This window comes from Paenibacillus methanolicus (assembly GCF_008124765.1).
GTDB classification, from domain to species: domain Bacteria; phylum Bacillota; class Bacilli; order Paenibacillales; family Paenibacillaceae; genus Paenibacillus_Z; species Paenibacillus_Z methanolicus.
Genome location: NZ_VNHS01000009.1, coordinates 18,803 through 29,999, shown reverse-complemented (window position 1 = coordinate 29,999; position 11,197 = coordinate 18,803). Strand labels below are relative to the sequence as shown.

Below are 11,197 nucleotides of genomic sequence, written 5' to 3'. Positions count from 1 at the left end.
TGTGATTAATGTCACCCGGAATCGCGATCGTTCGCGAGAAGCTCGCCTTACGTCTTGGAGCGGGCAGCCTGCAATCGATCGCGCAGCTTGAAGCGCGAACCCGCTCGCGAACCAGACCGCCAGGCCGAGCAGCAGGCTGAACCACCACGATCCCGTAGCGCGCAGGACGGCGAGCGCCGTGACGACGCAGGCCGCGCAGCCCGTCATGCCGTACACCGAGCCGCGGGCGATCGCGGCGGCCTTGTCCGACCCTTGGCTGATGCCCGCCATCATGACGGCCACGATCATGACGGCCGGGAACGCGGCGAAGATGCCGCCGATGGCCCCGCCGACCCGCTTCGATTAGAGCGAAGCCGCGGCGACGGCCGCGCCGCCGAGCGCGAACCGCAGGATAATGGCCGTAAGCGATAGATGAAGCATAAGGAATCTCCTCCGTTTAACGACGTGAATGAATAACGCGAAGAATGCTTTTATACATAAATGAACCAGGCAGGTTAACAGTAAGCGGTATAAACAACCCTTCGTCCCGCCCTTAATCGTGAAAATTTTTACTTACTTTATGGGCTCGATCCTACTACGCCCGCATCCATTGGCGCTGTAACGTAAATCACAGCCCTTTTCGTCTCTTTCCGATGATACCTAAGCCTCACGTTGCGACCGATTGCCAATACCGGTTGTTTATTTTCAACAAGAACTGTGATCTATTTTACAGAGCGTCGCCGTTCGCCTTTGTTACACTGGGGCCATTAAAGCACGATGCGGCACGCGAACGACGACGGTACGTTCCGCATCCGACGGGAGGCACTCGTATGGCAAGAATTAATCAATGGAACCCCGAGAACGCCGAATTCTGGGCTCGGGAAGGCAAGCGCCACGCCACGCGCAATCTGTGGATTTCGGTCCCCTCGCTCATGCTCGCCTTCATCGTTTGGCAAATTTGGTCCGTCGTGGCGGTCCGGCTGAACGATGTCGGCTTCCAATTCACGGAGAGCCAGCTGTTCACGCTCGCCGCGATTCCGGGTCTGGTAGGCGCAACGATGCGGTTCGTCTACACGTTCGCGGTCGGCATCGTCGGCGGGCGCAACTGGACGGTCGTCTCGACCGCCCTCCTGCTCATCCCCGCGATCGGGATCGGCGTGGCGGTTCAAGATCCGGGCACCCCGTATTCCGTCATGCTGCTGCTCGCCGCGCTGTGCGGCCTCGGCGGCGGCAACTTCTCCTCGTCGCTGTCCAACATCTCGCTCTTCTTCCCGAAGAAAGAGAAAGGCACGGCGCTCGGCCTCAACGGCGGGCTCGGCAACATGGGCGTCTCGGTCGTCCAATTCGTCACGCCGCTCATTATCACGACCGGCACCTTCGCCGCGCTGTCCGGCGACGGGCAGCCGCTGCAGGACGGCGGGCAGATGTGGCTGCAGAACGCCGCCTTCATCTGGGTCATCCCGATCGTGCTCATGACCGTCATCGCCTTCTTCGGCATGGACAATTTGCCGGGCGCCAAGCAGTCGTTCGCCAGTCAGTTCGCCATCGTTAAGCGGAAGCACACCTGGATCATGACCTACCTGTACGTCGCGACTTTCGGTTCCTTCATCGGCTTCTCCGCGGCGTTCCCGCTGCTGCTCAAGTCGCAATTTCCGGAGCACGTCTCGCTCGCCTTCCTGGGCGCTTTCATCGCCGCGGCGGCCCGTCCGTTCGGCGGCTTCATCTCGGACAAATTCGGCGGCGCCAAGGTGACCTCAATTACGCTGTTCGTCATGGGACTCGGCTCGCTCGCGGTCATCTATTTCATCCAGCAGGGCAGCTTCGCGGGCTTCCTGATCTCGTTCCTGGTGCTGTTCCTGGCGGCCGGCACGGGCTCCGGCTCGACCTTCCAGATGATTCCGTACATCTTCCCGGTGAAAGAAGCGGCGCCGGTGCTCGGCTTCACCGCGGCCTTCGCCGCCTACGGCTCCTTCTTCATTCCGAAGCTGTTCGGCTGGTCGATCAACGCCACCGGCTCTTACGTGACCGCCTTCTACGTCTTCATCGGCTTCTACGTCGTGGCGATCGCGCTGAACTGGCTGTTCTATCAAAGCAAACGCGCCGAGGTCGCCTCCTTCGTCACGGCGAAGGAGCCGGCGGAGCGGCCGAAAGCGGCTCATTAATTCTCTTGCCTAACGCTCGGGCATAACGACGAACAAGGGTTAGCGATGCATCTTTCGATGCGGTCGCTAACCCTTTTCATCTGCGCGCGGCTCTATTCCAACGCTTCATAATCGAACCAATCGAAATGCGCCGGCGTTCGCGACTCCGCGCCGTTGCCGGTCGCGTACATCGCTAGGATGACGCCGGTAAATCCGCCCGCCAATTCCGTCGCCAGCATCGCGCATTCCCCCCCGGCCGAACCAGAACGGTTCCCGATCCTCGCCGCTCGCGAAGCCGAATGCATAATGCTCCCGATCCGCCCGCACGGTCAGCACGATCGATTCCTCGCCCCATGGCGCCTCGTGCTCCACCTTCCACAAGCTGCCGATCCTTCTTCGGAACAACGCCTTGCGCTCCCCGCCTATTCGGGTCACCGCAATCTCGTAGTGAAACCGTTCGTTCATAAACACGGTTAGTCCAGCCTCTTCTCCATCCCGCTGCGGATCGAAGGCCAACCGCGCCGAAACCCGGCAGGCGAAATGCTGCTGTCTCCGGCCGACGAACGCCGGCGCGCCCCCGTCGTTCAGCGTGGCCGATGTACCGCGAAGCGTCAGGCAGCCCGCTTGCTCCGCAAGCGTCCAGCGCGGCGAGCTCGGCGTGCGCAAGAGCGTCCATGCCGGCGCAAGCGACGCCGCTTCGAAATCGTCCCGGACCGGAGGCGCGGGAAGCGGGCTTAGCGCGAGACCATCCGCCCGCATCGTTTCCGAGACTGTGCCGCCCTCGCCGATGATCGGCCAACCATCCTCCGTCCACGAGACGGGCGCCAGAAACGTCTCCCGGCCCAAATGGTGGCGCATCGGATAACCCGCCGGCCGAATGCCGAGGAAGACCGCCCACCAATGTCCGTCCGGCGTCTGCACGAAATCGGCGTGTCCCGTCGCCTGGATCGGCCGCTGCAGGCTGCGATGCGTCAAGATCGGATTATGCGGACAGCTCTCGAACGAACCGTCCGGCCGGTTGCTCCTGGCCACCGTCGCCATATGTCCGTACTCGGTGCCGCCTTCGGCGATGAGCAGGTAATACCACTCGCCGATCCGGTACAGATGCGGCGCCTCGGGGAATTGTCCGCCCGTTCCTTTCCAGACGAGCTGGATGTCCGAGAGCCGCCGTCCCGTTCTCGGATCGATCCGGCTTTGATAGATCCCCTGCCCGTCCCGATCCCAAGAGGTCGAGAAGTAGACGGTCCCGTCGTCGTCGAAGAACAGATCAGGATCAATCCCGGGTTGATCGACGTAGATCGGATCCGACCAGCCTCCCCGGGGATTGTCCGTATATACGATGAAATTGCCGCCGCCCGACACGTTCGTGGTCGTCATATAGAAGGTTCTTTCATGGACACGGATCGTCGGCGCATAGATGCCGCCCGAGGTCCACGCCTTGCTCAGATCGAGCTGCTCCGGCCGCGTCAGACAGTGGCCGATCGGCTCCCAATGCACGAGATCCTTGCTGTGGAACAACGGCACGCCCGGCGAATACTCGAACGAGCTCGTAACCAAGTAATAGTCCTCGCCCGACCGGCACACGCTCGGGTCCGGATGAAAGCCGCCGATGACGGGATTGCGATAATGCATGGACATGCTCCTCTTGTTCATTTTGATGCTGCGCGCAATCATGGCTAGCACCTGTTCGAGCGGCTGCCAACGCGCGGCATTTGGTCTTGATCTTGCGGATAGGAAGAGAGATGATAGCATCATGAGATTTGGGCGAAGGGAGCGAATACCTTTGAGCAACGTGTATTTAACCTGGTTTACGACCGACGAACAATTCCCGTTCTTCATCCAATACGGCGGACACGACGAGGATACGGAGCTGCATCGGCACGTCGATTTCTCCGAGCTCGTCATCGTGCTGAACGGCCATGCGGATCATATCGTGAACAACGAGACCTCGTTCATCAAGAAAGGCGACGTCTTTGTCATCAACGGGGATACGCCCCACGGCTATAAGGACCCGCATCAGTTCAAAATTTGCAACATCATGTACCGCGCGGAAATGCTCCGGTTCGCCGGTCCGGATCTGCGGACGTCCAACGGCTATCAAGCGCTGTTCGTCTTGGAGCCTTACTATCGCAGCATTCAAGCCTACCAGAGCAAGCTCAGCCTGCCGATCCCCAGCCTGGAATACGTCGCTTCGCTCATCTCCGGACTGATGGAAGAATATCAAGGGCGGGCGCAAGGCTACCAGACGATGCTGCTGTCGCGTTTCATGGAGCTCGTCGTCTATCTATCCCGGCAATACGATGGCCAAGAGAATCGGCATGCCAACAATCTGCTGCATCTGGCAAGCGCGATCTCCTATATTGAAGATCATTATTTGGAGCCGCTGTCGCTCCAGTCGGTCGCCGAGCATGCCAACGTGTCGGTCCGGCACCTGAACCGGATTTTCCGGTCCTATTACCTGTTGACGCCGATCTCGTATTTGCTGCGGCTTCGCTTGGAGCGCGCGTTCCATCTGTTGAAGCAGACGAATCGGCCGGTGACGCAAATCTCGTACGAATGCGGCTTTAACGACAGCAACTATTTCACCCGCCAGTTCACGAAGGCGTACGGCGTTTCTCCCCGCTTGTTTCGAACGCAGCACGTCGCCGCGAGCCAGGGCGGCTAATAATCAAGCGGATTCCCCCGCAAATAAGAGAGGGCCCGATGCGATGATCAGGCTCCTCCGCCAGTCTATTTCCACAGCTCGATGCGATCTTTCACCAGCGATTGACGCAGCTCCTCGACTTTCTCGACGCCCGCCTTCTCAAGTTCCGCCATATAATCGGTCCAGATCCGGTCGAAGTCTTCCGGCTTGGCGAGGATCGCCTCCGGAATTCGCTTCCACGTGATGCTTTTCAACTTCTTCGTCGAGCACCACAATTTCGCTGTCCCCCGGAACCGGGATATTCCAGGCCGCGCCCCACGGACGAACCGGGAACTCTTCTTCTTTCGGGAACAGATCCTTCCATGTCGTCGCGCCGTACGCCTGCAGCACTTCTTTCTCGACTTCGTTAAAATCGGCCGCGATCTGCTCCGGGAATTGGGTCGTGTAGTAGTTGCCGCTCGGATCCTTCACCCCATCTCCGTAGTGCGGGGCCAGATTCAAATAATGCCCGATGCCCGACTCCTTCTGGAACGCGGCGGCATCGTTGATCTTCCGGTCGTTCACGTCTTGCGGAATCGTGCGTTTGCCGTCTATGACCTCGTAGTGCTTGCCTTCAATGCCCCAGTTCATCAGCACTTGGCCTTCGTCGGAGGCGAGGTAGTCGAGGAACTTGATCGTGCGCACCGGATCCGGGTTATCGACCGAGATCGCGATGCCGTAACCGCCCATGAAACCAGTCGGCCAGAAGCTCGTATCCTTGTATTCCTCCGATAGCGTAGCCGGGTAATGGCCGTAGCCGTACTCGAACTTCCCTTCGGCTTTGAGCGCCTTCTCGCCGTCGCCGTAGTTCCAATCCTGATCGATGAGACCGAGCACGCGGCCGGACGCGATCTTCGCTTTATATTGATCGTACTTCTGCACGAAACTCTCCGGATCGAGCAGCCCTTCGGCGTTCATATGATTCAGCCAGCGGAAGTACTCCTTCTCGACGGGACGGCGAAAATGGTACGTGACCTCCTGCGTGTCGAAGTCGATGAAATATTCGCCGTCTCCCGGCGCGCCGGTCGCCATCGGGGCCGGATCGGTGACGGAAATATACATCCGCCAATCATCGGCGTTCAAGGACAAGCCGATGTTCGGGTTGCCTTTCTCGTCCGTCGGATGCTTCTCGAGGTACGTCTTGATCGCGTTCTCGAAATCCTTCACGGTGCGGATCTTCGGATAGCCGAGTTCCTTGACGACCCGGTGCTGCAGCCCGAAGCCGCCGCCGGCGTTGAAGCTCGTCTGCCTGACGCCCGCGTAGGTCGGCAGCGCGTAGATGGCCTGATCTTCGTTGCTGTAACGCGCGCGCTTCAGCTGCTCGCCGTAGACTTTCTTGATATTGGGCGCATGCTCTTCGATCAGATCGGTCAAATCCAGCACCGCTCCGGCATCGACGAACTTGTTGATGCTACCCTTCGCGCTAATGAGGTCGGGATAATCGCCGCTGGCCGCGATCAAGGCCGACTTCTGCACCGGGTCGCCGACCGCGAACTCGGCTTCGAGCGCGATGCCCGTTTTCGCCGTGATGGCCTTGCCGACTTCATCCTGCATATCCGACCAGTTCGGGTTCGGATCCTCGCTGTAGAAACTGAGCGTAAGCGGTTGCGAATTTTCGCCGGCCGTATCGCCGCCCGCCGCATTCGAGTTACTCGGCGTATTTCCGTTGCCGGCCGTATTCGGGTCGTTCGCCCCGCTGCAGCCCGCCAGCAGTCCGCCCACTATCGTCGCGGCCAACAGCAGCCCCGGCCACATTCTTTGTTTGGTCATGTTCAAGCCCCTCCTCGATCGTCGTTGTAACCGGTTTCGATAATCTCCGTCCGAGCATCGTCATGTTTACCTCGTCATTTCTTGCTGCTCCGTTCATTTAGCATTATATCGATCGCCTTGATGACATCTCCTTGATAATAGAGTCAAGAAGTAGCATGATATGGCCATTCTCTCCTGCGTCCCCGGGAAATAAAAAAATCCGCCATAACGGCGGATTTTCTGCTCAACCTTTGATACCTATGTACTCGGCATTGTTCTACCTACCCGAAATCCCTGTAAAGCGATAAAAATTACTGTCCTCCCTCGCCCGCTCCAACCAAGTCCCTCAAAGCCTTGCCCCACAAGGCATTAGAGGCATTTGCGGTTAAAAATCGAGATAATAATTACTGTCCTTGGATCAGGAAAATGGGACGAGAGAATAGGGTTAAAACCGGCCGAATTGTGAACGAAACGAGATAATAATTAGTGTCCTCACGATCGAGGGTAAAGGTCTTAAAAGAGCTCAGGGTTAGGGTTTAGACCAAAGAAATCATCGAGGAAAGGATCGAGTTAAGATTAGAGTTTAGGATCGATTCTGAGCCCGTCCAGAAGCCTCAAACCCTTATCCCTTCTGGGTTTCACTCCCTATATCTTCTCCCTTCCCCCTGTCTTTTCCTGCTTTACTCACATCATTTTCCCGCTTCTGTTTCGCCGCCGCGGCGTAAAAAAGACTGGAATAAGGGTCGAGGGATTCACCGATCCTTTTCCAGTCTTTGGTCGCTCTTGGACACTAATTTTTATTCCTGGACACTTATTTCGTAGGGGGGTCAGGAATTATTGTTGTTTGAAAATCCCGCTGCCTTAGCGCCTCATACAACAGCACCGTCGCCGCCATCGCCACGTTCAGCGACTCCGACCGTCCCTTCATCGGGATAATGACGTGATCGTCCAGCTGCGCGAGCGCCGCTTCCGACAACCCGTCCGACTCGCTGCCCATGAGCAGCCACGTCGGCCCGCGCCAGTCGTGCGCATAGCAGTTGGCGGATGCTTGGAGGCTTGTCCCGACCAGCCGCATGCCGCGGGCTTTCGCCGCCGGGAGCAGCTCGCTCAGATCCCCTTCCACCACCGGCACGTGAAACAACGACCCCATCGTCGAACGCACGGTCTTCGGGTTGTACAGATCCACGCAGCCTTTGCCTAGCACGACCGCATCGGCAAAGGCCGCGTCCGCGCTGCGGATGATCGTGCCGACGTTGCCGGGGTCGCGCACGCCGTCGAGCACGACGACCAGACCATTCGCCCGGTATAGCGACGCCGGATCGGCTTCTAGCTTGCGCACGATCCCGAACACCGGCGGCGGCGAGTCCGTGCCGGTGCATTTGGCGATGATCGCCCTCGTCGTCTCGATGATCTCGAAGCGGCCGTTCGCCTGCGCCAGCGAGCCTCGTAGTTCGTCCGGCACGCCCCGCTCCATATCATAGACGACGGATTCGAGCTGCGCTCCGGCCTCTATCGCCTCATGTATAAGATGAATGCCCTCTATAATAAACTTCCCGCTTCGATCTCGGTGCTTCTTCTCCAGCAGCGACGCCATCGCTTTGACTTTGTCGTTCTGCGCGGAGGTAATGGTTATAATTCGGTCCATGCTCACTGTTCGTTGCTCAGCCTTCCGCGAATTCGATTTCCAGTAGCGCCAAATCCTCGTTCTTGCCGACGATGACGAGGATGTCCTGCTCCCGGATGATGTCTTCTGCATAAGGGGAAATGTTCATGTGCTCCCCGGATTTGATCGCCAGCACGTTGCACTTGTATTTGGCGCGAACGTCCAGCTGCTTCAGGTTGCGTCCGATCGCCTGGGAAGGCGCCTTCATCTCGACGATGCTGTAGGCGTCGGACAGTTCGATGTAGTCGAGAATGTTCGGCGAGATTAGATGGTGCGCCACGCGAAGCCCCATGTCCCGCTCGGGATAGATGACCTTGTCAGCGCCGATCTTGCCGAGCACCTTGCCGTGCAGCTCGTTCTGCGCCTTGACGATCAACCTCGGCACGCCGAGGTCCTTTAAGATGAGCGTCGTCAGAATGCTCGCTTGAATATCGGCGCCGATCGCCACGACCACGACGTCGAAGTTCCGGACGCCGATCGCGCGCAGCGCGTCCTCGTCCGTCGTATCCGCGGATACGGCATGCGTCACCTGGTCCGCGATGTCCTGAATTTTTTGCTCATCCCGATCGATGGCAAGCACTTCAAACCCCAGATTCGTCAATGCGCCCGCGACGCTGGAGCCGAATCGCCCCATGCCGATGACCGCGAATTGCTTTTTCGCCATGCCCGAAATCCCCCTTCGGATAAACCTGCATCTTGCCCATTATACCATAAATCGGCGTTCGATCCGAAACCGCGCCCAGCATGAAAGGTTCCCGCCAAGGCCATATTAAACGCGATAACGATGATGGAGGGATACGTGTGAAGGTTACGCTCGATTTGCGGCAAGCCATCATGAACCGGGTCCAAAATAAATCAGGCGATGAACTGCGCGGCGTCATCACCGATTCGATCGGCGGCGACGAAATGGCGCTGCCCGGTCTTGGCGTCCTGTTCGAAGTGATTTGGGAACAAAGCGCCGAAGAGGACAAGCAGAAAATGGTGCAAACGCTCTATGATCATATCCATCAGGCGGAGAGCGTCGCGAACCCTAGCCCGAGCTGATTGGACTCCCGCTTAGATAATGAAATTCATCCGTATGTAGCGTTCGCTGATTCCAAGCGTTTTAGCCGCCAGACGACCTGAGACGGCCAGCGCTTGGGACAGCATTCCCTTTCTAGAACCAAGCGCCCCGCACGCCCTTCTTTGAACGATGAACCGCATTGCGCAAACATCGGGCAAATTATTTTCCGATCGTTTCCTTACTCGCCGCCTTATTTCTCTCGGTCAACAAACCACGCGCTTGAGCCGGCCTATTACACTCCGGACCAGCAATTCCCACGCTAGCCTCGGAAAGTCAGCCCCCTGCAATCCCTCTTCAGTCCTGTCAAACAGGCCCTGGCAATTGTGCTTCAGCCCATGCTATCCGTTCAAGCATCTACCAAGCACTCCAAGCACTCCAATCGCGCCTTTTGCGCGCCAACCGCGTTTCCGCTCCTTATCCCGTCGGCTTTTCCCCGACTTCCGGCACCCGAACGCCCGCCCTCGGCCGGTTGTGGAAAAATCCCCCTTCCCTTATACTGGTTACGTTTATTCTTTCTTCTCCCGAATCGAGTTTGGTTCTGTTAGCGGCAGGCGCCAGCTTGTTTAATTAGAACCAAACCTGCAGACCCTAAGGCAATACTGGATTGGAGCAACCCTATGATCAAAAAAGACCATGTGAAGCGTTACGCCGACTCCGCGCTCACGCTCTCGTTCGTGGGCACGCTAGCCGCCTATCCCTTTCAGCATACGTTCTGGGGCGGCCTGTGTTATTCCGGCTTCAGCGCGGCGACCATCGGCGGCTTGGCCGACACGTTCGCGGTCAGCGCCCTTTTCCGGCAGCCGCTCGGCATTCCGTGGCCCCGCTTCATGGGGACCCGCATTATCGCGCGCAACCGCGACCGGCTTATTAACGAGATCGTGGATATGGTGCAGCATGAGCTGCTGTCGCTGCCGAGCATTCGGCGGAAAGTCGAGCATTTCAACGTCGCCGACATGCTGGAGACGTATTTGTCCCAACACGGCGGCGAAGCGGATCTGACCCGGCTGCTGCAGCGATTCGCGTCCGAAGCGATGGAGGGTGCCGACGTCGGCGAGCTGGCCCGCAACGTGCAAGCGTTCCTTCTCGACCATGCGCACGTCTTCCAAGCCTCCGACTTGCTGGCGGATGTCGCGGATTGGACGATTCGCAACGGCTACGACGATAAGCTGCTCGACTTCCTCATTCGCGAAGGCATCCGTCTGGTCAAGACCGGCGAGCTGCGCCAAGCGGTGGAGCAATTAATCGCCTCGGCCTTGAAAACTTACGAAGGCGACCGCAACAACCGCAAATTCGTCAATTCCGTCGCCGGGATCAACCCGGTCAGCATGAGTCACGTCGTCCAGATGAAGCTCGCGCTCGCGCTTCAGCAGCTGCTGCGTCCGGATAATCCGAAGCGGCTGCGCATTAAGGAAATGCTTGCGGAATACGCCCGCCGGCTGCGCGAAGAAGCTACGCTGCGCGAGAAGGTCGAACGCGGCAAGCTGCAGCTCATCGCCTTCGCCCGGGAGCATCTGGACTTCGGCGCCATGCTGGAGGAATGGCTGCGCCGGCTGAAGCCCGATCCGGCCGCTGTCGCCGAAGCTGGTGCCGAACCCGGCTCCGCGGAACAAGAACGCGCCGACTGGTTGCACCGCAGAATCGCCGATTTCGTCCGCAAGTTCAGCGGCAGCCGCGCCGCGCTCGAAAGCTTGGACGGCGCGCTCAAGCAAGCCGCCATGCGGGGCTTCGAGCAAAAGCACGGCGCCATCGGCCGGCTCGTCCGCGAAGGGTTGGACCAGTTCACCGAAACCGAACTTATCCGTTTCGTCCACGAGAAAGCCGGCCGCGATCTGCAATTCATCCGACTGAACGGCACGGTCGTCGGCGGGCTGATCGGCCTGCTCCTATTTCTGGCGACCGGCTGGACGGGGAGGTGAGCG

At 58.8% G+C, this 11,197-nt stretch carries 7 protein-coding genes and 3 pseudogenes; 4 read left to right on the top strand and 6 right to left on the bottom strand.

What is annotated here, in order from left to right; translation table 11 throughout:
- Positions 1 to 108: 108 nt before the first annotated feature.
- Positions 109 to 327, bottom strand: a pseudogene (locus BCM02_RS36375) (DUF3147 family protein); the annotation flags it as partial.
- Positions 328 to 809: 482 nt separating this feature from the next.
- Between BCM02_RS36375 and BCM02_RS22510 the strand changes: the two are divergent.
- Positions 810 to 2,141, top strand: coding sequence for a NarK family nitrate/nitrite MFS transporter (locus BCM02_RS22510; protein WP_148931395.1), 1,332 nt, complete (start codon positions 810 to 812; stop codon positions 2,139 to 2,141).
- Positions 2,142 to 2,233: 92 nt separating this feature from the next.
- On the opposite strand, the gene BCM02_RS36660 is transcribed toward BCM02_RS22510, so the two are convergent.
- Together BCM02_RS36660 and BCM02_RS22505 are read right to left on the bottom strand one after the other, a co-directional pair.
- Positions 2,234 to 2,311, bottom strand: a complete 78-nt coding sequence (locus tag BCM02_RS36660) for a beta-xylosidase family glycoside hydrolase (protein WP_281288229.1) — start codon at positions 2,309 to 2,311, stop codon at positions 2,234 to 2,236.
- 148 nt (positions 2,312 to 2,459) lie between these two features.
- Positions 2,460 to 3,752: pseudogene (locus BCM02_RS22505) on the bottom strand (glycoside hydrolase family 43 protein); the annotation flags it as partial.
- 151 nt (positions 3,753 to 3,903) lie between these two features.
- On the opposite strand from BCM02_RS22505, the gene BCM02_RS22500 reads away from it, so the two are divergent.
- Positions 3,904 to 4,785: a helix-turn-helix domain-containing protein gene (locus BCM02_RS22500; RefSeq protein ID WP_148931394.1), complete on the top strand. Its 882-nt coding sequence runs from the start codon at positions 3,904 to 3,906 to the stop codon at positions 4,783 to 4,785.
- 65 nt (positions 4,786 to 4,850) lie between these two features.
- Here BCM02_RS22500 and BCM02_RS22495 read toward each other — a convergent pair.
- From BCM02_RS22495 to BCM02_RS22485, 3 genes and pseudogenes are all read right to left on the bottom strand, one after another.
- A pseudogene (locus BCM02_RS22495) lies at positions 4,851 to 6,573 on the bottom strand (ABC transporter substrate-binding protein).
- A gap of 790 nt (positions 6,574 to 7,363) precedes the next feature.
- Complete coding sequence (locus BCM02_RS22490) at positions 7,364 to 8,197, bottom strand: TrmH family RNA methyltransferase (protein WP_148931393.1); 834 nt, start codon at positions 8,195 to 8,197, stop codon at positions 7,364 to 7,366.
- 16 nt (positions 8,198 to 8,213) lie between these two features.
- Positions 8,214 to 8,879, bottom strand: a complete 666-nt coding sequence (locus BCM02_RS22485) for a potassium channel family protein (protein WP_148931392.1) — start codon at positions 8,877 to 8,879, stop codon at positions 8,214 to 8,216.
- Between the two features lie 137 nt (positions 8,880 to 9,016).
- Here BCM02_RS22485 and sspI point away from each other — a divergent pair, with 137 nt between their 5' ends.
- The gene (sspI, locus tag BCM02_RS22480; protein WP_281288221.1) at positions 9,017 to 9,259 is read left to right on the top strand and encodes a small acid-soluble spore protein SspI; all 243 of its coding nucleotides are present in this window, start codon (positions 9,017 to 9,019) and stop codon (positions 9,257 to 9,259) included.
- 636 nt (positions 9,260 to 9,895) lie between these two features.
- A complete protein-coding gene (locus BCM02_RS22475) occupies positions 9,896 to 11,194 on the top strand; it encodes a DUF445 domain-containing protein (protein WP_148931390.1) in 1,299 nt (432 codons plus the stop codon).
- The last annotated feature ends 3 nt before the right edge of the window (positions 11,195 to 11,197 follow it).

What these genes read in the sequence shown, in the direction of transcription:
- BCM02_RS22490 (WP_148931393.1), bottom strand. Translation starts at nt 8,197, where the DNA reads ATGGACCGAATTATAACCATTACCTCCGCGCAGAACGACAAAGTCAAA.
- BCM02_RS36660 (WP_281288229.1), bottom strand. Translation starts at nt 2,311, where the DNA reads ATGTACGCGACCGGCAACGGCGCGGAGTCGCGAACGCCGGCGCATTTC.
- BCM02_RS22510 (WP_148931395.1), top strand. Translation starts at nt 810, where the DNA reads ATGGCAAGAATTAATCAATGGAACCCCGAGAACGCCGAATTCTGGGCT.
- BCM02_RS22475 (WP_148931390.1), top strand. Translation starts at nt 9,896, where the DNA reads ATGATCAAAAAAGACCATGTGAAGCGTTACGCCGACTCCGCGCTCACG.
- BCM02_RS22485 (WP_148931392.1), bottom strand. Translation starts at nt 8,879, where the DNA reads ATGGCGAAAAAGCAATTCGCGGTCATCGGCATGGGGCGATTCGGCTCC.